General features: G+C 35.8%; 21 protein-coding genes. 8 read left to right on the forward strand and 13 right to left on the reverse strand.

Annotated elements, in window-relative coordinates:
* Window positions 1-287: 287 nt before the first annotated feature.
* From PFY10_16705 to PFY10_16715, 3 genes are all read left to right on the forward strand, one after another.
* Window positions 288-2426: a DPP IV N-terminal domain-containing protein gene (locus PFY10_16705; protein WBV55853.1), complete on the forward strand. Its 2139-nt coding sequence runs from the start codon at window positions 288-290 to the stop codon at window positions 2424-2426.
* A gap of 37 nt (window positions 2427-2463) precedes the next feature.
* A complete protein-coding gene (locus tag PFY10_16710) occupies window positions 2464-3534 on the forward strand; it encodes an acyltransferase (protein ID WBV55854.1) in 1071 nt (356 codons plus the stop codon).
* Window positions 3535-3621: 87 nt separating this feature from the next.
* The gene (locus PFY10_16715; protein ID WBV55855.1) at window positions 3622-4647 is read left to right on the forward strand and encodes an LLM class flavin-dependent oxidoreductase; all 1026 of its coding nucleotides are present in this window, start codon (window positions 3622-3624) and stop codon (window positions 4645-4647) included.
* A 44-nt stretch (window positions 4648-4691) separates the two neighbouring features.
* Here the strand turns inward: PFY10_16715 and PFY10_16720 are convergent, their stop codons facing one another.
* Genes PFY10_16720 through sbcD form a run of 3 tightly spaced genes read right to left on the reverse strand, consistent with a single transcriptional unit; the run spans window position 4692 to window position 9435 of the window.
* Complete coding sequence (locus tag PFY10_16720) at window positions 4692-5138, reverse strand: hypothetical protein (protein ID WBV55856.1); 447 nt, start codon at window positions 5136-5138, stop codon at window positions 4692-4694.
* Between the two features lie 50 nt (window positions 5139-5188).
* Entirely contained in the window at window positions 5189-8227 is a 3039-nt protein-coding gene (locus tag PFY10_16725) for an SMC family ATPase (protein ID WBV55857.1), read from the reverse strand.
* On the reverse strand, window positions 8224-9435 hold the full coding sequence (gene sbcD / locus PFY10_16730) for an exonuclease subunit SbcD (GenBank protein WBV55858.1): 1212 nt from the start codon (window positions 9433-9435) through the stop codon (window positions 8224-8226). Before sbcD ends, PFY10_16725 begins: the two co-directional genes overlap by 4 nt.
* 214 nt (window positions 9436-9649) lie before the next feature.
* Between sbcD and PFY10_16735 the strand changes: the two genes are divergently transcribed.
* Together PFY10_16735 and PFY10_16740 are read left to right on the forward strand one after the other, a co-directional pair.
* The gene (locus PFY10_16735; GenBank protein WBV55859.1) at window positions 9650-9898 is read left to right on the forward strand and encodes a VF530 family protein; all 249 of its coding nucleotides are present in this window, start codon (window positions 9650-9652) and stop codon (window positions 9896-9898) included.
* Window positions 9899-10005: 107 nt separating this feature from the next.
* Complete coding sequence (locus PFY10_16740; GenBank protein WBV55860.1) at window positions 10006-10506, forward strand: peptidylprolyl isomerase; 501 nt, start codon at window positions 10006-10008, stop codon at window positions 10504-10506.
* Between the two features lie 59 nt (window positions 10507-10565).
* Here PFY10_16740 and PFY10_16745 read toward each other — a convergent pair whose 3' ends face one another.
* Together PFY10_16745 and PFY10_16750 are read right to left on the reverse strand one after the other, a co-directional pair.
* Window positions 10566-10943 carry a YchJ family protein gene (locus PFY10_16745; GenBank protein ID WBV55861.1) on the reverse strand — a complete coding sequence of 126 codons (378 nt, stop codon included), beginning with the start codon at window positions 10941-10943 and terminating at the stop codon, window positions 10566-10568.
* A gap of 112 nt (window positions 10944-11055) precedes the next feature.
* Entirely contained in the window at window positions 11056-13197 is a 2142-nt protein-coding gene (locus tag PFY10_16750) for a M3 family metallopeptidase (GenBank protein WBV55862.1), read from the reverse strand.
* 232 nt (window positions 13198-13429) lie between these two features.
* Here PFY10_16750 and PFY10_16755 point away from each other — a divergent pair, with 232 nt between their 5' ends.
* Complete coding sequence (locus tag PFY10_16755; protein WBV55863.1) at window positions 13430-14245, forward strand: DUF2807 domain-containing protein; 816 nt, start codon at window positions 13430-13432, stop codon at window positions 14243-14245.
* A 3-nt stretch (window positions 14246-14248) separates the two neighbouring features.
* Here PFY10_16755 and PFY10_16760 read toward each other — a convergent pair whose 3' ends face one another.
* The 5 genes from PFY10_16760 to PFY10_16780 form a co-directional block, all read right to left on the reverse strand.
* Window positions 14249-16132: a monovalent cation:proton antiporter-2 (CPA2) family protein gene (locus tag PFY10_16760; protein ID WBV55864.1), complete on the reverse strand. Its 1884-nt coding sequence runs from the start codon at window positions 16130-16132 to the stop codon at window positions 14249-14251.
* 8 nt (window positions 16133-16140) lie between these two features.
* Window positions 16141-16662: an NAD(P)H-dependent oxidoreductase gene (locus tag PFY10_16765; GenBank protein ID WBV55865.1), complete on the reverse strand. Its 522-nt coding sequence runs from the start codon at window positions 16660-16662 to the stop codon at window positions 16141-16143.
* Between the two features lie 191 nt (window positions 16663-16853).
* Window positions 16854-17660 (reverse strand): TPM domain-containing protein, encoded by an 807-nt coding sequence (locus PFY10_16770; protein ID WBV55866.1) that lies wholly within the window; start codon window positions 17658-17660, stop codon window positions 16854-16856.
* Window positions 17641-18072: a TPM domain-containing protein gene (locus PFY10_16775; GenBank protein ID WBV58957.1), complete on the reverse strand. Its 432-nt coding sequence runs from the start codon at window positions 18070-18072 to the stop codon at window positions 17641-17643. Before PFY10_16775 ends, PFY10_16770 begins: the two co-directional genes overlap by 20 nt.
* The gene (locus PFY10_16780; protein ID WBV55867.1) at window positions 18069-18677 is read right to left on the reverse strand and encodes a LemA family protein; all 609 of its coding nucleotides are present in this window, start codon (window positions 18675-18677) and stop codon (window positions 18069-18071) included. Before PFY10_16780 ends, PFY10_16775 begins: the two co-directional genes overlap by 4 nt.
* A gap of 73 nt (window positions 18678-18750) precedes the next feature.
* On the opposite strand from PFY10_16780, the gene PFY10_16785 reads away from it, so the two are divergent.
* Window positions 18751-19251, forward strand: coding sequence for a dihydrofolate reductase (locus PFY10_16785; protein WBV55868.1), 501 nt, complete (start codon window positions 18751-18753; stop codon window positions 19249-19251).
* A 68-nt stretch (window positions 19252-19319) separates the two neighbouring features.
* Window positions 19320-19892, forward strand: a complete 573-nt coding sequence (locus PFY10_16790; GenBank protein WBV55869.1) for a tetratricopeptide repeat protein — start codon at window positions 19320-19322, stop codon at window positions 19890-19892.
* A gap of 69 nt (window positions 19893-19961) precedes the next feature.
* Here PFY10_16790 and PFY10_16795 read toward each other — a convergent pair whose 3' ends face one another.
* The 3 genes from PFY10_16795 to PFY10_16805 all read right to left on the reverse strand — a co-directional run bounded on the left by PFY10_16795 (window position 19962) and on the right by PFY10_16805 (window position 22145).
* Window positions 19962-20594 carry a trimeric intracellular cation channel family protein gene (locus PFY10_16795; GenBank protein ID WBV55870.1) on the reverse strand — a complete coding sequence of 211 codons (633 nt, stop codon included), beginning with the start codon at window positions 20592-20594 and terminating at the stop codon, window positions 19962-19964.
* 82 nt (window positions 20595-20676) lie between these two features.
* On the reverse strand, window positions 20677-21150 hold the full coding sequence (coaD, locus tag PFY10_16800) for a pantetheine-phosphate adenylyltransferase (protein ID WBV55871.1): 474 nt from the start codon (window positions 21148-21150) through the stop codon (window positions 20677-20679).
* A 2-nt stretch (window positions 21151-21152) separates the two neighbouring features.
* Window positions 21153-22145, reverse strand: coding sequence for a D-alanine--D-alanine ligase (locus tag PFY10_16805; protein ID WBV55872.1), 993 nt, complete (start codon window positions 22143-22145; stop codon window positions 21153-21155).
* Between the last annotated feature and the right edge of the window lie 138 nt (window positions 22146-22283).

A 22283-nucleotide genomic window follows, 5' to 3' on the forward strand; every position in this document is an offset into this window, starting at 1 on the left:
TATTACTATCGGGGCTATTGTTATCCCTTTTGATTACCATTTAGTATTAAAAATGCGATCAAGATATTTTTCACAAAAAACAAATCCGATATCATGCTTGTGAATTGAACTTACAGAACTTTTTTTCTATTCTTATTCATAATCGTATTACTCCTTCATTAATTTCCATATTAAGGTAAGAAATTATTCACTTAACATGATTATATCATTTTATGAATGTTTTTAATTTAACATTTTCTTAACGGCTGACTTTTATTTCTTATTTTTGATGGATTCAATTTTATATAATGAAATTACATAAGTTTACTTTACTGATGGTGGTTTTGGGCGGTTCTTTATATGCTCAGACCCAAAAATTTACAATGGCGGAGGCTGTAAATGGGCTAAGAACAAATCTGGCAGTTAAAAATATTTCTCAATTTTCATGGTCTGAAGATGGCAAATCGTATATTCAGGCTGTAAAAGGTGGGTATTTAATTACAGATTTAAAAAACAATAAGCAGGATACCCTTATTTCATTGAATCAGCTAAACAAACAATTCTCTTCAAATAAGCTGAACGCGGTTCCACAGATTAAGTTTATCAATAATACCAATGCATATTTTAATGCCAATGACCAAATGTTCTGGGTGGAAAAATCCGGAAACGACTGGAAGGTAAAAAAGACTTCGGCATTGAATGAAAATGCTGCCAATGTAAAGGTTTTTGGGGATAATCAGACCGCGGCTTACACCGTAAAGAATAATCTTTATATTAACAGAAACGGAAAATCTGTTGCCGTAACCAATGATGCTGATGAAAATATAATTAACGGTCAGGCCGTTCACAGAAATGAATTTGGTATTGATACAGGAATTTTTCCAGCCCCTAATTCAGAATCTGTAGCTTTTTACAGAATGGATCAGACCATGGTTGCAGATTATCCCGTTATCGATTGGTCTGTAACTCCTGCGGTGAATCATAATATAAAATATCCTATGGCTGGGAATACCTCTCATCAGGTAAGTCTTGGTGTTTATAATATCAAAAATCAGTCTACAACTTTTTTAAAAATTGACGGAGAAAAAGATCAGTACTTAACAGCGGTTACCTGGAGTCCGGATTCTAAATATATTTTTGTGGCTGTGCTGAACCGGGGACAGAATCATATGAAAATGAATCAGTATGATGCCGAAAGCGGAAATCTTGTAAAAACATTATTTGAAGAAACAAATGATAAATATGTGGAACCTCAGCATCCGCTTGTGTTTTTTCCTAAATCCAACACTGACTTTATCTGGCAAAGTCAACGAACAGGATACAATCATTTATTTCATTTCAACTTGGAAAAAGGGTTGATCGCCCAGATCACAAAAGGAGATTGGTTGGTTACGGATATATTGGGCTTTAATGAAAAGAAAAAGGAAATATTTTTTGTTTCAACAAAAGAAACCCCTCTTGAAAGACATTTGTATAAGATCAACTGGACAAACTTTAAAATGCAGAGACTGGATGATGCGGAAGGAATGCATACAGGAGTCCTGAGCAGTGATGGAAACTATTTATTTGATGTCTATACCAATGCCAATACACCCAGAGTAGGTAATATTATTAATACAGCCACTTTAAAATACAATAATGTTTTCACCTCTGAAAATACATTAAAAAACTATCAGCGCCCTGAAATCAAAAATGTGAATTTGAAAGCGGATGACGGAACTCCTTTATACGGAAAGATTATTCTTCCGACGAACTTTGATCCTAATAAAAAATATCCGGTGATTGTTTATTTATATAATGGTCCACACCTACAGCTGATTACTAATTCTTTCCCGGCTTCAGGAAATCTTTGGTATGAATATATGGCACAAAACGGATATATTATTTTTACTATGGATGGAAGGGGATCTTCAAACCGGGGATTAAAATTTGAGCAGGCTGTGTTCAGAAATCTGGGAACTACTGAAATGAATGATCAGATGAAAGGAGTTAATTATCTGAAGTCGCTACCTTATGTAGATACGGAAAGAATGGGGATACATGGATGGAGTTTTGGTGGATTTATGACTACAAGCTTTATGCTTCGTCAGCCTGACGTATTCAAAGTAGGAGTTGCAGGTGGACCTGTTATCGATTGGAAGATGTATGAAATTATGTATGGTGAAAGATACATGGATACTCCGCAGGAAAATCCGGATGGATATGCAAAAGCAAACCTCTTGGACAAAGTCCAGAATCTGAAAGGTAAACTTCTTATGATCCATGGAGCACAAGATGATGTGGTAGTTTGGCAGCATTCTATTAAATTTATTAAATCTGCGGTAGATAACGGGGTTCAGCTTGATTACTTTGTATATCCTGGGCATCCTCATAATGTAATAGGAAAAGACAGGGTACATTTGATGCAAAAGATTACCGATTATTTTGATCAGAACCTGAAAAAGTAATCAAATTAACATACTAAAAACCACTTATTACAGTAGAATGAACTTTGAAAAAGGTAAGAGGATTCATTTTCATACTTTCGATTCACTAAGGTTTCTATCTTTTTTGCTGGTCTTTATACAGCATGCTCCTGTTCCGGAGGGTAGTATTTTACGTTATTTTTCGAGAGGAGAAGTAGGAGTTTCTTTTTTCTTTGTATTAAGTGGTTTTCTGATTACGTACATTTTGATACTTGAAAAATTAAATAATCAGACAATTCCACTTAAAAAATTTTTTAAAAGAAGAATCTTAAGGATATGGCCATTATATTATGCAATGATCATATTTGCTTTTTGTACACCATATATCATTAATTTTTTTCACCTGCCTTTTTCAAATAAGGGATATGAACCCAATTGGCTCCTTACTATTACATTTATTGAAAATTACAAAATGATGTCTACGGGGATGCTTGCCAATGTTTCTCCGTTGCCGGTGATCTGGTCTCTTTGTGTAGAAGAGCATTTTTATATCATTTGGGGATGCATTATGTATTTTATTTCTTTAAAAAATATTCCGAAGCTTATTGTAGTTTGCATCTTCATTTCTTTTGTATCAAGGATTATTTATCACATATTAGGTATCAGTTCACTGGATATATTTACCAACATCAGTTATTTTGCTTTTGGTGCTATTCCTGCCTATCTGTTTGTTTTTAAAAAGGATATCATTAGAAAATTGAGCATGATTCCTTCAATATATAAATATCTTTATTTTTTTATAGTTATTCTTGCCATAGCACTGCTTCCCGATATTATTTTCTTTAAACATATTCAGATAGGAATTATCATTTTTGGGATATTATTCTCTGTACTCATTTTATTTACATTAGGAGACCGGAATGTATTTAAAATCTCCGACCGTTCTATTTTTGGAAAGCTTGGAAAGTATACGTATGGTCTTTATCTTATACATACAATCTGCCTGGTCTTATTCGATAGAATCGGGAAAAGATATGATCTAAGTAATTATACAGTAATAATATCGGCACTTCTTTTCACCATATTTCTGGCCTATCTCTCTTATCATCTTTTTGAAAAGCAGTTTCTGAAACTTAAAAAATCAGTTTAATTTTTTTCTCTGCTTTTCGATCTTACCATTGATCAATGTTTTTGATTTTTGATTCCTGTAATTTTGATGTAAATAAAAAAATACAATATGGAATTAGGAATTGGAATGTTTGGCGACTTAGCTTTTGACCAGACAACGGGAAAATATAAAGATGCAGGAGTAAAGATCAGAGAAATTCTTGAACAGGTAAAACTAATGGATGAGGTAGGAATTGATGTTTTTGCCATGGGAGAGCATCACCGCCCGGACTATGCAGTATCATCTCCGGAAATGGTTCTGGCAGCAGCGGCAAGTATTACAAAAAATATTAAATTGGCTAGTGGTGTTACTGTTTTAAGTTCATCAGAACCTGTAAAAGTGTATGAAGATTTTTCAACATTGGATCTGATCTCTGACGGTAGGGCTGAAATATTTGTCGGAAGAGGAAGTTTTATAGAATCTTTTCCTCTTTATGGATATTCTCTTAATGACTATGATCAACTTTTCGATGAGAAATTGGAATTGTTATTAAAAATCAATTCTGAAGAGAATGTTACGTGGTCTGGAGAACTTCGTGCACCTATGCACAATCAGACTGTATATCCAAGGGCAAAGAATGGAGGAAAACTTCCTATATGGAGAGCCGTGGGAGGAACTCCGCAATCGGTTCTAAGCGCAGCAAAATTAGGAATGCCATTGATTGTAGCTATTATTGGAGGAATGCCGATACAGTTTAAAAATCTCGTGGAATTTTACAAGCAGGAATATCAAAAAGCAGGACATGATGTTTCCCAGATGCAGATTGCTATTCACTCTCATACTTTTGTGAGCGATGACCAAAAGGTTATTGATGGCTATTTTCATACTTACAAATCGCAGATGGACAGAATAGGGGCATCGAGAGGATGGGCTCCCTATACCAAAGCACAATATGATGGTGGGAGAAGCAAAGAAGGAGCTTTATTTATTGGAAGCTCGGATGAGGTGTATGACAAGATTGCTTATATGAAGGAGATTTTTGGTATCACCAGATTTGTGGGACATATGGATGTTGGGGATCCGGAGCATAACGTGATGATGAAATCAATAGAATTGTTTGGTAAGGAAGTGCTTCCGAAGGTCAAGCTATTATAAAAAGAAACTCCATTGAATTTTCAATGGAGTTTTTATTTTTTAGTCTAGGAATTCACGGAATTTATTTTGTAGTCATTCATAATTTCTGCCAGCTTTCCGGCAGACATTCCGTAAGTATCCGGAAAAGCTCCTGTCCTCGATTTTAGTTTGGAAATATCTATGTACTCAGAATCAAAATCAATCATTACCATATTGTTAATAAATATTCTTTTAGTAGAAAAGCCATTAATAACATGCCAGGGGATGAAAGTCGACCTGAATAATGATCTCATCTCAAATCCCTTTCGGTCAACCCTTAAATAAGAAGAATTAGGAATAAGCATGATGACATTCACAATTACACAAAGCCCGAAAAAGATAATATTAGCAAGCCCAATCCAAAGATTGGTGGTAACAATATAAAAGCCCATAATTACAAACAGTAAACTAATGATCAAAAGTATACTTTGCTTAAGCTTGCTGGGATAAAAAGTCACGGGAAGTTTCTCCATAATATTTCAAAAGTCAAATGTACTGCAAAAGGACTCAATAAACCTATATTTTAAAGCATTTCTATCAAACTTCCACGTTCCTCGTCTTTAACAATACTAAGTGATACCGGAATTTTTTCTTTAAGCTCTTCAACATGCGATATAATTCCAACAATCCTGTTTTCCTTTTGCAGTCCCATCAGTGTTTCAAAAACAATATTTACAGATTCCAGATCCTGGGTTCCAAAACCTTCATCTATAAAAAAGAAATTTTTATCAGCTTTTGTAGTAGCCTGTACACTTTCCGCCAATGCCAGTGCCAGGCTCAGAGATACCTGAAACGCCTGTCCGCCGGATAAAGTTTTTACACTTCTCGATTTACCCTCGTTTAAATAATCAATAATTTCAAAATCATTGTTGTCATTAAGCTGCAAGCTTAGTTGATTTCTGGTCATTCTGTGGAACCTTACATTGGCATGATCACAAAGCTGTCTAAGATAGATGGAGGAAACATATTGAACAAATCCGGCTCCTTTAAACAGATTGGTCATTATTTTTAGATTATCGGACCGCTTTTGGAGTTCACTCAGGTTTTTAAGTAATGCCTCCTTTTTCTTATATTCTTTTTCCAGTCTTTCAATTTCGGAAGTTACTTTTACAACAGAATCATTAGCTTCCTTTAATTGCAGTTCAATGTCTTTCAATTGTTTCTCGGCAGCTTCAAATACCTCCTGATCATAAGAAAAATCCTTCAGCTTGATCTCCAGCTCTTGTATACCGTTTTTTAATGTTTCAAACTGAATACGGAATTGCTGGATTTGAGTCCTTGTTTTATGAACATCAATTTCGATCATCAAAATATTTTGGACGTCGGTAAGCAAACCAAAGCCTTGTTGCTGTAAGGCAACTTGTAATGCCTCTTCATTTAAGAATGTTTCTTTTGTTAATTCAGAAATTCGGATGTTTAATTGGCTCGCAATCGCTTTTTCTTCCGCGAGTTTGGGGACGATTTCTTTTTCCCGGTTGATTAAGGCTTGATATTCTTTTTCAACTGTCAGATTGGATTCAATTAATTTTTGGTGAAGCTTCATAACTTCTGGATGAGATTTATCCCGATAGTCATTCCAGTCCAGGCTCTTCAGATTGGATTGGTTCGTTCTGATCTGCTCTTCCTTCTTCGCCTCTTCTAGTTTGAATTCATCTAAAGCTTTTTTATATTTTTCAAGGATTTCCTGCTCTTTTTCAAAGGTTGTCCTTTCGTGTAAGATCTTCTGGTTAATTTCTTCAATTTGCTTTTCTATGGCAAAGGATTGTTGCCGTTTAAATTCGAAATCAGTTTCACGATCAGCACTAAATTCGTTCCATATGAATCTTTGAACATGGAGTTGACTTTCCTTTTGAAGCAGATCGAAAGATTCCTGTTCCGCCTTCAGCTGATCTTCAAAGATCTTTTTTCTATCCAGAATCTTTTCAATTTCTGCTATTTCTTTTTGGATTTTGGAAATAGCATGATCATTTAATTGAATTTCTTCCTGAACTTCATTAAGCTCAGTATCTACATAATGAAATTCGATAATATGAGGATGTTCCAGAGAGCCACAAAGAGGGCAGTTCTCCCCATAATGGAGCTTTGTTGCAAAACGGGATAATTCTTTCTGAATCTTCAGGTGATCCAGTTTTTGCTGCAGATTTTTCCTTTTATTTTCTAAATTTTCTGTTTTGAGTTTGAAATCTTCTCTGAAATTTTCAGTATCAATTTTGTAAACTTTCAGATCATTAAGGATCTTAGAGATCAAATCCTGTTGATCCATCAGTTTTTGGCTTTGTTTCTGTTGCAGCTCTCTCAGGTTTCTGTTCTGGACAAACCAATTTCCGACGCTGACTAATACATTAGCCTCGATCTTTTGAGGCTTCAGCCTCTCAGCTTCTTTAGTAAGGGTATTTATTGCTGACTGTCCAAGCTTTTGTTTCTCCTCAACTTCGAGAACTTTTTCAGCACCCTTTTGCGTTCTTTCCCGAAGTGTCTTAATTTCTTCGGAAAATTGTAGCATCTGTAAGATCAGGCCAAGATCATTTTCCTGGATTTTTGATTGATCTAAAGCATCAAATTGAGGTTGAAGGCCAACAAGCTTTTCTTTGATAAGGTTAAAGCTTTTTTCCGTTTCTTCAACAGACTTTGTCCGGATTTCCAACTCCTTTTGTCTCTCAGAAATTTCACCGGAAAGCTTCTTCTTTTCATTCAATAAAGGGTCGAAAATACGAAAGGTTGTATCATAAAGATCTGTTTTCTTTTCCAGCTCATCAATTTTTGCTTTCTCAGTTGAAATCTTTTCAAACTCTTCTTTTTTTTGACGTAAGTTTTCGAAGTCTGTTTTTAAAATTTTTAGCTGTTGATATTTTTCAGAAACTTGCAGGTGCTCTTTTTTTACGTCACTGAATTTTTGTTGTTCTGTTTTAAGATTTTCTTTTTGTAAACGTATGTGTTCCTCATCAATTTCCTCAAATCCTTTCAATTCACCCTGAAGCTGATCTAGTTCGGACCTGTTTTTGGCATTTAAATTCGAAACATTGTTTTGCAGGTCAAACCTTTGAAGATTGAAAATCTCTTTCATCATATTGGTTCTGTCTGCAGCACCTAATTCAAGGAACTCTTTAAACTGACCCTGAGGGATAATGATGGTTCTTTTAAAATTGGAATAGCTTAATCCGATAACTTTTTCTGCATCAGAATGATCGAGCGGGATCCATTTTCCATCTTTGTTTTCATAAAAAGTAACTGAAGAGGGTTTTACATCTTCAAATTTTTTTGAATTTCTTTTAAAATCCCTGGTTGCACGAAATAACTTATTTTCATGGTTGACGAAATCGAATGCTATATAAGAACTGTTGGATTTGAGATTCATCATATTGTAAGCTCGCTTATCCCGCATATTCAATCGTTCTGTTTCTCCATACAGAGCAAAAGAAATAGCTTCCAGTATCGATGACTTTCCGGAACCCACCGAACCAAAAATTCCAAATAATCCGGCTTCCGTAAGGTTGGAAAAATTAATGGTCTGACGCTCCTGATAGGAATAGAGTCCTTCTATTGTTAGTTGAATGGGAATCATGACTGGGAATTTAAGATTTCGTTAAACAGGTTTATTAGTTCTTCATTAGCTTCCTGGCCAGCATTTTTAGACCTGAAATAATCTTTGAATAAAGTTTGTATATCCTGATTGAGATTAATTTCGTGCGGTTGGTTTTCACTAAAATCCTGATTTTTTACTTTAGGGATTAAGTGGATGATCCCTTGATGAGATTGGTAAATACGTTTTCTGTCCTCCGCCTTTAAAAAAGTATCGCTTTCCAGGGTTAATTCGATCAGCATATCGGGATTTTCAAGCAACCATGAAACCGTCTTTTCGACAGAATCAAAAACCTTTCTTACCAATGGCTTGCCGGTTTTTAAAGCGATTCTTTCATAAGAAACCTCTTTACCCGGTTCTGCTTCGATGATATTTACATATTTTGTTTGCCCTGCTTCACTAAAACTATAGCATAAAGGTGAAGACGAATAAACAACAGGTTTTTCTTTTGTTCCGATATTTTGAAAACTGTGTAGATGTCCTAAGGCCGTATATTGAATCTGGTCAGGAATAATATCTGAATAGATGAGGTCCGCGGTACCAATTTTAATGGGTTTCTCACCTTCGGGCTCTTCCAGAAGTTCTGCACCTCTTTTATTCATGTATAAATGAGCGCATAAAATATTAACACCATTCTCATCGCAAAATTCTTCTGCGAGCTTTTTCCAGCTTTCTGCTAAAATCTTATTAAGTTCTTCCTCTTTATTTTCATCAAAATATTCTTTTAACCGGATCTCATTGGCATAGGAAGTATGCATGATCCGAACAGGAAAGCTTATCTCCTTTAGGTGTAATTCAATCAATCCTTCAGCTGAATTTGAAATTTTAAAATTTTCTAATTCAAAGGGAGTTACTTTAGCCTTTGGATGACCTATTAAAATAATTCCACATTCTCTTGCAAGTGGATCCGGTGCATCAATTAAATTCGGAGAATCATGATTTCCAGAGATCGCAACGACCGGGCGCTTTCCATTTAATGATAAACGTTTTAAAGTTTTGTAAAACAACTCGACTGCTTCAACACTTGGGTTAAAATTGTCAAAAAGATCTCCGGCAACAATTATGAGATCTACTTTTTGGGCATCAGCTATCTGAACAATCTCATCCATTACCTGAACTTGTTCTTCCAGACGTGAAAACCGATCCAGACGTTTTCCTAAATGCCAGTCGGCAGTATGCAGAATTTTCATATCTCAAATGTAAGAAACAAAAAAGGGAAAGAGAAATTTAGAGGGGAATTCTATAATTTGAACAGGTTGATCTTACTTTTTTAGTAGAGGGGGCTGATTACAAAATTATTTCTATTGTAAATTTTATCCCCGAATTAATGATTCATATAAAAGGTAGGTCAGGAATCCTCTTTCAAAATCTCACAGTATTATTAGTACTTTTGTAAAAAAAAAGATGGAACAATCCAAAGACCCGCTGCACGGAAAAAGACTGGATACAATTCTGGAAGAACTTGTGGAATATTATAACGGATTTGAGAAGCTTGGGGAACAAATTAACTTCAAATGTTTTACGGATAATCCGAGTATCAGCTCTTCTCTGAAGTTTTTAAGAAAAACGGACTGGGCAAGAGCTAAAGTTGAAAGTCTGTATCTCTTTGTATTGAGGCAGAAAAAAAGGGATCAGACAAGGAATAAAAACTAGAAAAACTCAATATGGATTGAAGATTTTCTCAGTACTTTTTCTGTAAATCAAAAGTAGTATATTTGTGCTGTTAATCGTGAAAGGACTCACGAAAAAAAGATAAAAATATGACAATCGAAAACAATCATGTTGTAGCTGTAAGTTATATACTTCACACTATCGAAGAAGACGGAAGTAAAATTCTTGTAGAAGAAACAACAGCAGAAAACCCACTTACATTTTTACACGGTGTAGGAATGATGATTCCAAAATTTGAACAAAATATCCTTGGTTTGAAAGCTGGTGATAAAGTATCCTTTACTATTCTTCCTGAAGAAGCTTATGGTGAAAGACAACCGGATGCCATTGCACAATTACCGATTGACATGTTTAAAGAATCCGGTGTACCTCCTGTAGGAGCTATTTTACCTTTGTCCGATAATCAAGGGAATAATTTTCAGGCATTGGTCGTAGAAGTTACTCCAGATGTTGTAATTGCAGATCTTAACCACCCTATGGCTGGAAAAGTATTAGATTTTCAAGTGGAAATTTTAAATACACGTCCAGCTACGGAAGAAGAGTTATCACATGGCCATTCTCATGGGATCGACGGAACAGATGTTCACTAAAAAATAAAAATGTCCGATTTTTCGGACATTTTTTTTATAATCAGTTCAGCTAAGTATTTTTAATCTAAAAATTCTCCGGAAACATAGTACCATCGATTGTGCATTTTCTGGAAAACAGAAAATTCATGATGAACTTGTGGATTTCCATCCTGATCAATGTAGTGGGCTTTAAATTCCACATGGTTCAAAGCAGGTGTCCGGATAATTTCAAGTTGTACCCATTCATTAATCTCTCCCCACTCCTGCAGATCTTTTTTATTGTGATATTTACGTTTTCCAGGTAGAGTAGTTTCCATCAGATATTCACCATTGGGGATTGCGAAAGCCGAAAATCTGGAGCGCATTAATGCTTCAGCAGTTGGAGCATGCTTCTCTCCGGTGTGATGGGGTTTGCAACATTCAGCGTATAATTTACCCGAACAACATGGACAATTCATTTTTCAATTTTTTAAAATACAAAAATCATGATTTTTTATCATAATACCACAAATTTCACATTATGTATTTTACAAATAAAAAGCATTCAAATTAATGAATGCTTTTCAATTATTATTTAATGAACCCTCTGTTTCTCAATAAAGGTTTTATATCCGGATCATGTCCTGTAAAATCTCTGAATGCCTGGTTCAGGTCTACAGAGTTTCCTACAGAAAGAATGTATTTCCTGAAACGGTCTCCATTTTCTCTTGTTAAGCCGCCATTATTTTTGATCCATTCCCAGGCATCATTATCTAATGTTTCAGACCATAAATAAGCATAATATCCCGCTGAATATCCACCGCCCCAGATGTGCGCAAAATAAGGAGTGTGATATCTCGGTGGAACAGTAGCCAGATTAAATCCATGCTTGGCAAGGGATTGTTTTTCAAACTCCAGAACAGGAATAAGCTGACTTTCATTTGTTACTGTGTGCCAATCCATATCCAGTTCTGCTGCCGAAACCAATTCGGTAGTCATGTACCCCTGATTAAAAGTTCCCGCTTTTTTGATCTTATCAACCAATGCTTGTGGGATAGGTTGCTTAGTTTCATAATGAAGGGCATAGTTTTTCAGAATAACAGGATCCAGAGCCCAATGTTCATTAATCTGTGAAGGAAATTCTACAAAATCTCTAGGGACATTAGTTCCGGAAAGAGAAGGATATTTCTGGCTTGCAAACATTCCGTGTATTGAATGTCCGAATTCATGGAACATGGTAGAAACATCATCATAACTGATCAATGAAGGTTTACCGGGTGCCGGTTTCTGGTAATTGTAGCAATTTACAATCACAGGTTTTGTTCCTAAAAGGTAAGATTGTTCAACAAAGTTACTCATCCATGCACCTCCGTTTTTAGAATCTCTTGTGTAAAAATCAAGATAATAAATAGCAATTGATTTTCCGTCGTGGTCAAAAACCTCATATGTTACCACATCAGGATGATAGGTTGGAAGGTCAGTTCTTTTTTTGAACGTAAGCCCATAGAACTTTTCGGCAGCATAAAAAACTCCTTTTTCTAAAACTGTGGTTACTTCAAAATAAGGTTTGATTTGATTTTCATCCAGATCAAATTTTGCTTTTCTTACCTGTTCTGCATAGAAATTCCAATCCCAGGGCTCTACTTTAAAGCCTCCTTTTTGCTGATCGATAAGGTCCTGGATATCTTTTGCTTCACGTCTTGCAGTTTCTACTGCTGGAGTTGCAATCTGATTCATCAGTTTAGTAGCTGCTTCCGGCGTTTTAGCCATCTGATCCTGGAGTTTCCATTCTGCAAAGCTTTTTTTACCAAGGATCTGGGCTTTTTTAAGTCTTAGTTTAGCTAGTTTTTCAATAGTTTCCCTTGTGTCATTGGCATCTCCTTTTTCAGCTCTCAACCATGAAGCCTTGAATAGTTTTTCACGGGTAGCTCTGTTTTTAAGATTCTGTAATAGCGGTTGTTGTGTTGTATTTTGTAATGCTAATAAATACTTGCCGGGTTGTCCTGCTGTTTTTGCATCCGCTGCTGCTGCTTCAATTTCATCAGCAGAAAGGCCATCAAGTTCCTTTGCGTCCGAGAAGAAAACACCTCCCTGCTTTCTTGCTTCCAGTAATTTATTGGAGTATTGAGTGGAAAGCGAAGCCAGTTCCTGGTTTATCTGTTTCAATTTTTCTTTATCCGCCGCAGAAAGATTAGCACCAGCGATCTCAAAATTCTGCTTATAATATTGTAATAATCTCTTGCTTTCAGAATCTAAACCATCTTCTTTAATAGATTGTATTCTTTTGTAAAGATTGTCATTAAGATACATTTTATCAGAGTGCGCTGCAAAAACCGGGGCGTATTCTTCATCCAGTGATTGTAATGTGGGATTCGTATTTGCGCTTGTTAAATTCGAAAATACAATCAGGGCTCTTTTTAATACTTCCCCGCTTTTCTCCAAAGCGACAATTGTATTTTCAAAAGTAGGTGTTGCCGGATTGTTTGCAATTTTAACAATTTCAGCATCATGCTGTTTTAATCCAAAATCAAAAGCAGGTTTAAAATCTTCATTCTTAATCTTATCAAATTCCGGAGCCTCGTACTGAAGCTTACTTTTTTTCATAAATGGATTTGAAGAAAGAGAAGAATCTGGTACAGGAACTTCCTGTTGAGTATCGGTTTTTTTCATTGTAGTACAAGAGTAGTTAAATGCCAAGGCAGAAATTAATAATACCGATGAAATATTTTTCATAAAATTACTTATTATTGAAGCATAAAGATATTAAAAACTAAACTATAATAGCTGCTTTCCGGTAAAGTCTTTCCTGAAAATAACATGGTCGCAGAATTTAAATCAAAAATATAAGATTTTACCTTTGGTCAGTTTTAGGAATGTAATTAACTAAACAGTTGTAATATTTTTTATACTTTAGTTGTTATTAATATAAAAGAATACTAAAACTTAAATTAAAAAATTAATACATATGAAAACGACGACTCTTTTTATTTTTTCAACTTTAATAGCAGTGTCTGCATGTAATGAAAAATATGACAGGAAAAACAAGGAAAAAAGTGATTGGGTTTCAAAGGTAGTGGACAAAGGAAGCGGCCCTATCAGAGAGAAAGAATTTAAAGGCGAGTTCGATGAAATTGAGGTTTCTCAGGCTATTGATGCTGAGATTATAAAATCTGAAACTGAAAGAGTAGTGATCTCTGCACCAGAGAATCTTATTGATGAAATCCTTGTAGATAATACGGGTGGGAAACTTCATATCCATTATAAGCCGGGAATCAGAGTGATGAATCAAAATAATGTTACCGCTAAAATTTATGCCAAGGATTTTACCAAACTTGACGCAAATTCTGCCGGAAAAATCACAGTTAAAGATAAATTTACCCAGGAGAAAACGGATATAGAAATTTCCAGCGCGGGAAGTGTTACCGGAGATCTGGAAGCGAATAATTTTGAAATTTCAGCGGGTAGCAGCAGTAGTTTTGAAGGGAAAATCTGGGCTGTTGACTTAGAAATTGATGCTTCTTCAGCTGCAAGCATCTCATTAACGGGGAAATCTAAAAATGCAAATATTACATCCTCTTCAGGAAGCAGCGTATCTGCAGAGCAGGTTCTTGCAGAAAATGTAAAAGCAGAAGCTTCCAGCGGAGCAAGCGTAGAGATAAGCGCTACATCCAAAATAGATGCTAATGCATCTTCAGGCGGAAGTATCGATGTTCACAAAAAAGGAAATGTAACTTCTGTAAATAAAGAAGAAAGTAGTGGAGGAAGCGTTAATATACACTAGATATTAATCTTCAGAATCCTCTTCTTCTTCTTCAACGGATGAGGCACCTTCCCAATCTTTATTATCGAAACTAAGATTATCAAATGCCAATAACTCCTCCTCTCTTTGGAGGAGTTCTTTTGTCGTAAACAGAAGCAGTTCATCTTCTTCTTTTATTTTTGCCAGCCTTCTTATAGATGCTTTATCTATGGCCATAAATCTCTGTCCGAGACGTCTGGCAGCATATTTTCTCATGCCTGTTTCATGAAGAACGTCTATAGCCATGTCTACAGCTGTGCCCAATGTTTCTCTGTAAATTTTATCAACACCTTTATTGAGATAGCTGTATGCATCAATTCTGTTTTTAGCTCTTACAAAAATTTTCACATCGGGATAATGCTCCCGGACAAGATCAGCAATAAACATATTATCATTAGGATCATCAAGGCAAAGGACCAGTATCTCGGCATCTTCAATTCCTGCTGCACGTAAAATCGGAATACGGGTTGCATCACCATAATAGACCTTAAAGCCATAGCTACGCAACAATTTTACCCGATCAGAATCTCTGTCCAAAACAGTTGCTGAAATCTTATTGGCTTTTAAAAGCCGTCCTACCGTACTTCCAAAGTGGCCGAACCCAACAATAATAATTTTCTTTTGTGCAACATCGCTCCCCAGAATATCAAAATCGTGATCAGTATCCGGTTCTTCTTTGATAAATTTAGGTGTGAAAAATTTGTCATTTACAATCAGAAGAAAAGGAGTAATACACATTGTAATGGCTGTTACTGCCATAAGTTGGTCATTTAATTCAGGACCGAGTAGGTAAAGATCAGATGCGTAATTTATAAGGACAAAAGCAAACTCTCCGACCTGAGAAAGGGCAAACGCATAAAACAGACTTTGAGGAGTGTCTATTTTAAAGAATTTTCCGATAGCATAGAGAACTATAAACTTTACGATCAAAACTGCAAAAACAGTAGTGAATATAAATAAAGGATCATCCTGGATGATATTGAAATTCATCGTTGATCCTACACTGACAAAGAAAACCGCGAGCAATAAACCTTTAAAAGGGTCGATCTGTGCTTCCAGTTCATGTCTGAATTCACTGTTTGCAAGCATGACGCCTGCAAGGAAAGCACCCAATGCCGGAGACAGACCAATGGCAACCATAAGTTCGGCAACCCCGATAACAAGAAATAGGGAAGAGGCTGTTAACAATTCGGTCATTCCGGATTTCGAAACATATCTTAAGAAAGGAACAAATACATACCTTCCCAACAGAATAAGGATTGCTACTCCAAAAAGTACCGTTGCAGCCTGTAGCCACTCAGGAAGTTTCTGAATAATCACCTGTATTTCATTGTTATGGTTTCTTGGTTTATAATGTGCTATTACAGGCAGTATGGCCAGAATGGGAATTACAGCAATATCCTGAAATAATAAAGTGGAGAAAGAGGCTTCTCCTGCTGTTGTTTTGAGGTTGTTCTTTTCCTGTAAGGTCTGCAATACAATAGCAGTAGATGACAAAGCGAAACACATTGCTACAGCAGTAGCCTGGTCTGCTCTCCATCCAACACTGATGAAAACCAGAATGAGCAGGGAGATGGTGAGAACCATTTGGGTTAATCCCAATCCTATAATCTTTTTCCGCATTTCCCAGAACTTCCTGGGTTCCAGTTCTAATCCTACTAAAAATAAAAGCATGATTACGCCAAACTCACTCGCATGCATGATATCATTGACATTCTTGCCTGTGAGCTTAAGTACGTAAGGGCCAATAATGATTCCTCCTGCAATATATCCAATGACGGAGCTTAACCCAAATTTCCTGGCAAGCGGAACCATAATAATGGCTACACCCAGAAAAAGTAACGTGTTAATTGCTAAAGAAGATTCCATATATTATTTCATTGATTCAATAGTTCCATAAACTCTTTTTTATGAAGAATAATTTCTTTTTTCGTAAGCTTATTGGCTTCATAAACGATTTTAATATTTTTGATATTGGCTTTAAAAACATTTAAAGAAACAATTAATCCACTGATCAGCTCGTCAATCGTGTACTGATATGTTCCTGTTTTGGTAAAAGACCGTTCTTTCCCTCCTGTTGTTACCAGAATATATACTTCTTTGCCTTCAAGGGGATTATATTCCCCTTCTTTAAGCCAGTCGCGATCAAAAACCTCATCAATCCATAATCTTAACAAAGGAGGCATTCCAAACCAGATAATGGGAAACTGAAAAATAAAACGGTCATAATTTTTCAGCCGTTTTCTTTCTCTAAAGGCAGCAATGTGAAAATCCGGATAATCTTCATAAAGATCACGAAGCGTGAAATGCTGATGGCGAACATAGAAATTGATAAGCTCTACATTCGAGTTTGAATGTTCCAGATAAGGATGTGCAAAAACCACCAATGTCTTTTTCATAATCCTGTTTTCAGTAAATATATTAAAAAATTAATAGAAAAACGATAGTTTTTAAGAGGTTTTGTTAATTTATTAATACAAAAACTTAAATTTTTTATTAAAATAAAGCAATAAAATGTTCTTATTTTAGTGTTTTAAATAAAAAAAATCAGTCATTATATGGCTGATTTTATATTTTGTTAATGTGTATGTTACCACCCTCCGGATGCACCTCCTCCGCCAAAACTTCCACCTCCTCCGAAGCCGCCAAATCCACCTCCTCCGGAACTTCCGCCACCAAAGCCTCCACCGCCGAAGCTGCCCGGGAAAGGGAAGAACCCACCAGGGTAATTTCTGCGTCCTCTTCTGTTCAGGATTACATCGTCATCATCATTATTTCCGCCACCACCTCCTCGGTTTCCGAAGAGAATAGCCAGAATAATAAATATGACGAAAGCAATGATAAGAACTCTCAATGCCTTTCCATTTCCTTCCCCTGTTGCCGGTTCATTTACAGGCTTAAATTTCCCCTGAACAGCTTCCATAATGGCTGAAGTACCGCGGTTTATCCCTTCATACCACAATCCTTGCCTGAAGTTAGGAGTTACAATATAATCCAGTATTTGTCCGGAAACTGAGGCGGTAAGATATTGTTCTACTGCTCTTCCCTGCTGTATAGACATCGTCCTGTCCTGAGTTGCTATAAGAAAAACAATTCCATTATCTACCCCTTTCTTTCCGATTCCCCATTTTTCACCAAACATTGTTGCCAGAAAATTGACATCTTCTCCTTTTGTACTTGGAATAATAATCACCTCAATTTCTGTAGATGTCGAATCTGCGAATTTGATCAGCTTATTATTAAGATCATCTTTTTCCTGTTGTGAAAGCAGGTTAGCTTCATCATATACAGGATATAAAACAGCTGGTTTTTTAGGAATGGTATATTGTGCTGATACAAAAGTGTAAAAGCAGATCAATAGAAATGAAAATACTGATTTAAGAGAACGTAATTTCATTGGGGAGTTCATTGGGATTTTCTCCTTCTACAGGAAAATATTTTTTTAATTCAATACCAGTCTCAAGAATGGCACTCTTCAAAGCTTTGTAATAATTTCCCTTGGCAAATTCAGAAGTTATATAGTCATGCAGGTGGTCCCAGAAATACTGATGTACTTTTTCATGAATTCCCGTATCACCAATAATGGTAAGGTATTTTTGTTCAAAATTAACATGGAAAAGTACTGCATTTCTATGCGTGGTTTTGTGCATACCAAGCTTTTTAAAAACTTCCAGCGCTGTTTGGGCATGCTGGGTTTCCGTATGGGAATCTATATGCACTCTGATCTCACCTGTAGAATTCTCTTCCGCAGACTGAATAGCTTCCACCAGGGAAGCTATTTGTTGATTTGTCAGGAAATTGCTCATTATTCAGAGAAAACTTCTGGTGCTTTATTAGCTCCGGCTTCTGCTTTGAAATAAGGTTTTTCTTTAAAGTTTGTAAAATTCGCCAAAATATTATTTGGGAAAGTTTTTATCGTAGTGTTATAATCTTTCGCAGCATCATTGAAATAAACCGTTTCAGATCTGATACTGTTTTCAATTGCGGTGTATTCTCTTTGGAAATTGATGTACTGCTGATCAGCCTTTAAATTAGGATATGATTCTACCACAGCCATTAATCTGCTTAAAGCTCCTGATAATTCTCCCTGTGCAGCCTGAAACTTCGCAAGGTCAGCTTCTGTCATATTGGTAGGATCAATATTTATAGAGGTTGCTTTCGAACGGGCTTCTATTACTTTGGTTAAAGTTTCCTGTTCAAATTTAGAATATGATTTTACCGTTCTTTCGAGGTTAGGAATCAGGTTGGCTCTTTTCTGATAAACAGTCTCTACATTAGACCATTTGCTGTCAACATTCTGTTCTTTTGTTACGAAATTATTATATCCGCTTTTTCCCCAGAAGAAGATTACGGCAACAATGATAAGGAGAGCAATGCCAATAGTTCCGGCGCTCAAACAGCCTTTATTTTTCATAGTTTATTTTTTTTAATTTTTTGTGCTAATCAAATATACAAATTATGTGCTAATTTTGTGGAAAATTATTTGAATGACAACAATTGTGGTAGCAATGGGGGAGAAAAATGAAATTGGTTTTAATAATCAGTTACTCTGGCATCTTCCGAAAGATTTAAAACATTTTAAAGATATAACTTCCGGACATCCGGTAATCATGGGAAGAAAAACCTATGAAAGCATCGGGAAGCCACTTCCTAACCGTACCAATATTGTTATTTCAAGAAAAAAAGATTGGTTTGAAGAAGGAATCCTGATCGTGGGCAGTATCAAGGAGGCTGTAAAATTTGCCAAGAAAATTGATGAGGAGATCTTTATAATAGGCGGAGGAAACATATATGAACAGACGATGGATGTTGTGGACAAGCTTGAAGTAACTTTAGTAAAAGCAGATCTTGAAGCGGATACCTTTTTTCCAAAAATAGATGGTAAAATCTGGGCAAAAACAAATGAAATTTGCCATGAAAAGGATGAAAAGAACCCGTATGATTTCTGTTTTCAAACGTTTGAGAGGATTAAAAGTAAACAGGAGTAGAATTCTGACGGCTAAGTTCTAGCTTCTAACCTCTAAATTTTTTATCTTTGCACTTCTAAAATTGAATAATGAATAAATACATAAAAATTGTAATCGCAGCTCTTCTTATATTGGGTGGACTTGCCATGATGATTTTCACAAGAAATTTAGGTTGGGGAATTGTAATCTTTCTTCTTTCAGCTTTGCCGATCTTTCTTTTCTTTAAAAATGAATATATCCTTTTGGCTTTCTGGCAATTGAGAAAACAGAATATGGAAAAAGCTGTAACTTATTTAGACCATATCAGGAACTATCAGACACAGCTTCATAAATCTCAATATGGTTATTTCCATTATCTGCAGGGATTAACTCTGGCTCAGGAACATCCTACCAAAGTTGAGCCTTTAATGAGGAAAGCACTTGAGTACGGTTTAAATATGAAACATGACAGAGCAATGGCTACTTTAAATCTTGCTGCTTCTGCCATTTCTAAAGGAAGAAAACAGGAAGGGCAGAAATTATTGGAAGAAGCTAAAAGATTGGATAGTGCAGGAATGATGACAGATCAGATCAAAATGATGAAAGATCAGTTGAAGATGCCGACAATGCAGAAACATATGCATAACCCTAATATGAGACAAAGAGGAGGGAAAATAAGATAATTGATTCCTTATCATAAAAAATAAAGGCAGAAAGTTTACTTTCTGCCTTTTTATATTGTTTTGTATGATCTACATTTCCGAATTGTGGTCATATCCGTAGAACTTAGGCATCTGCCAGTGGTATTTTACCGCCAGTGTACGGATCACCACTATCAGAAGGATCGTAAAAATCTGGATAAAAGTGTAGGAAAGGTTAGAATATTTTGTCATTAGTAAAAAAGCAGCTCCGCCAAAAATACAGGCTGTAGCATAAATTTCTTTTCTGAAGATCAGAGGTATCCTGTTGAGTAAAATATCCCGGATAATCCCTCCGAAACAACCTGTAATAGTTCCGAGCCCGATGCATATCAAAGGATGGATGTCTGCATTTAAACCTTTCTGGATACCTATAATGGTAAATAAGCCGAGTCCCAGGCTATCAAAAATAAATAAGGTAACCTGAAAGTTTTTTTCAAAAGATTTAAAGACCATCGTAAATATGCTCGTCATAATAATAACAGCGCAGGTCAGCAAATCATGCATCCAGAATACCGGAATATCCAGAAGCAGATCCCTAACAGTTCCTCCTCCCACTGAAGTTACGAAAGCTATAATGAGAACTCCAAAAGGATCAAGTCGTTTTTGCATAGCAGCAAAGCTTCCCGACATCGAGAAGGAAATTGTCCCCAATACTTCTATGGCAAAATTGAACTGTTCGTGCATATATTTTGAATGATAGCTGATAATAGATTGATGATTCTTCCATAAGCAAATCCTTTACCATTTATCACTGATCAACCGTTATTTATTTTTTTGTCTTCTCTACTCTTACCGCTTCAGGAACCAGAAGTTCATACTCTCCGTTGTGGTTGATGATTTCCCTTACAATGCTGCTGCTGATAAAAGATTTTCCTGATGAAGTTAATAAAAATACAGTTTCAAGCTTCTTATGGGCCAAAGTTCGGTTGGTATGGGCAATTGCTTTTTCAAATTCAAAGTCTGCAGGATTTCTTAATCCGCGGATTATGTATTGTGCATTTTTTTCAAAACAATAATCGACAGTAAGGCCTTCAAAATAGTCAACCTCTACGTTGGGAAATTCTGCAACAGAATTCTGGATGAATTCCATTCTTTTTTCAAGCGGGAACATGTATTTCTTTTGGGAATTCTGTCCGATGGCAATAATTAATTTATCAAAAAGGGGAGCAGCTCTTTCTATAATGTCATAGTGACCTAGAGTAATAGGATCGAATGATCCCGGAAAAACAGCAATTTTCATAATTAGTTTGGTTTTTTCGCTAATGCTTTTTCAACTTCATTTCCACAAAGATCCATTATGGATATACCGTAATGTTTTGCCTGCTGTGGAAGAATACTTGCCGGAGAAAATCCCGGGTTTGTATTCATTTCGAGCATATAAGGAATGCCGTCCATCAATATATATTCACTGCGTGAAAAACCACTCATTCCTAAAGAGTCATAGGCCTTTTTTGAAATTTCTTCAACTCTTTTTGTTGTTTCTTCGTCAATTCTTGCAGGGGTTATTTCTTCTGAAGCACCTTCGTACTTGGCTTCATAATCGAAGAATTCATTGGTAGGAACAATTTCTGTTATTCCCAAAACAATTGTCTCTCCTTTAAAATCAATTACCCCTACAGATACTTCCATTCCATCCAGGAAGCTTTCTATTAAAATTTCATGATCTTCCTTAAATGCAACTTCTGTCGCCGGAAGTAATTCGGACTTTTCTTTTACTTTAGTAATCCCTAATGATGAACCGGATTGGTTAGGCTTTACAAATAGGGGAAGACCAAGATAGTCTACTATTTCATCAACATTGATATTTTCACCCTTTCTCAGATAAATACTTTTTGCTGATGGGATACCATATTTGGACAGAACTGCTAAAGTGTCCTTTTTATTAAAAGTTAAGGCACTCTGATAAAAATCACAACCCGTATAAGTTTGCCCTATAGCATCCCAGTAGGCCTGAAGTATGCCGTTCTCACCAGGTGTTCCGTGAATGATATTAAAGCATACATCAAACTTCAATTGTTCATTATTTTCCAATGTTACAGAGAAGTCTCCTTTATTGATCGGATATTCCTTTTCGTTCTGATCCAGAAAATACCACTTATCCTTTAAAACAACTACTTTATATACATCATACAGATTCCTGTCCAACGAATCATAAATTAATTGACCGCTTTTCAGGGAAACTACGTATTCATCAGAATATCCGCCCATAACTACGGCAACACTTTTTTTGCTCATAACCAAATAGTATCAATTAAGGCAAATTTAATCATTTTATGTAATGCAACAGGTGAAAATCCGAAATTTTGAAACCAAATATGAAATGTGATAAATAAAAAGTACATTCTAAAATTATTAGCTATATTTGCCATTATA

It is taken from the genome of Chryseobacterium daecheongense (genome assembly GCA_027920525.1).
Taxonomy (GTDB): domain Bacteria; phylum Bacteroidota; class Bacteroidia; order Flavobacteriales; family Weeksellaceae; genus Chryseobacterium; species Chryseobacterium proteolyticum.

Bases quoted from the DNA above. Each gene is read 5' to 3' on its own strand.
- PFY10_16765 (WBV55865.1), bottom strand. From the start codon at position 16,662: ATGAAAAAGACATTGGTGGTTTTTGCACATCCTTATCTGGAACATTCA.
- PFY10_16735 (WBV55859.1), top strand. From the start codon at position 9,650: ATGGAACAATCCAAAGACCCGCTGCACGGAAAAAGACTGGATACAATT.
- PFY10_16710 (WBV55854.1), top strand. From the start codon at position 2,464: ATGAACTTTGAAAAAGGTAAGAGGATTCATTTTCATACTTTCGATTCA.
- PFY10_16705 (WBV55853.1), top strand. From the start codon at position 288: ATGAAATTACATAAGTTTACTTTACTGATGGTGGTTTTGGGCGGTTCT.
- PFY10_16770 (WBV55866.1), bottom strand. From the start codon at position 17,660: ATGAAATTACGTTCTCTTAAATCAGTATTTTCATTTCTATTGATCTGC.
- PFY10_16790 (WBV55869.1), top strand. From the start codon at position 19,320: ATGAATAAATACATAAAAATTGTAATCGCAGCTCTTCTTATATTGGGT.
- PFY10_16755 (WBV55863.1), top strand. From the start codon at position 13,430: ATGAAAACGACGACTCTTTTTATTTTTTCAACTTTAATAGCAGTGTCT.
- PFY10_16795 (WBV55870.1), bottom strand. From the start codon at position 20,594: ATGCACGAACAGTTCAATTTTGCCATAGAAGTATTGGGGACAATTTCC.
- PFY10_16720 (WBV55856.1), bottom strand. From the start codon at position 5,138: ATGGAGAAACTTCCCGTGACTTTTTATCCCAGCAAGCTTAAGCAAAGT.
- PFY10_16740 (WBV55860.1), top strand. From the start codon at position 10,006: ATGACAATCGAAAACAATCATGTTGTAGCTGTAAGTTATATACTTCAC.
- coaD (WBV55871.1), bottom strand. From the start codon at position 21,150: ATGAAAATTGCTGTTTTTCCGGGATCATTCGATCCTATTACTCTAGGT.
- PFY10_16725 (WBV55857.1), bottom strand. From the start codon at position 8,227: ATGATTCCCATTCAACTAACAATAGAAGGACTCTATTCCTATCAGGAG.
- PFY10_16745 (WBV55861.1), bottom strand. From the start codon at position 10,943: ATGAATTGTCCATGTTGTTCGGGTAAATTATACGCTGAATGTTGCAAA.
- PFY10_16785 (WBV55868.1), top strand. From the start codon at position 18,751: ATGACAACAATTGTGGTAGCAATGGGGGAGAAAAATGAAATTGGTTTT.
- PFY10_16715 (WBV55855.1), top strand. From the start codon at position 3,622: ATGGAATTAGGAATTGGAATGTTTGGCGACTTAGCTTTTGACCAGACA.
- PFY10_16780 (WBV55867.1), bottom strand. From the start codon at position 18,677: ATGAAAAATAAAGGCTGTTTGAGCGCCGGAACTATTGGCATTGCTCTC.
- PFY10_16760 (WBV55864.1), bottom strand. From the start codon at position 16,132: ATGGAATCTTCTTTAGCAATTAACACGTTACTTTTTCTGGGTGTAGCC.
- PFY10_16805 (WBV55872.1), bottom strand. From the start codon at position 22,145: ATGAGCAAAAAAAGTGTTGCCGTAGTTATGGGCGGATATTCTGATGAA.
- sbcD (WBV55858.1), bottom strand. From the start codon at position 9,435: ATGAAAATTCTGCATACTGCCGACTGGCATTTAGGAAAACGTCTGGAT.
- PFY10_16750 (WBV55862.1), bottom strand. From the start codon at position 13,197: ATGAAAAATATTTCATCGGTATTATTAATTTCTGCCTTGGCATTTAAC.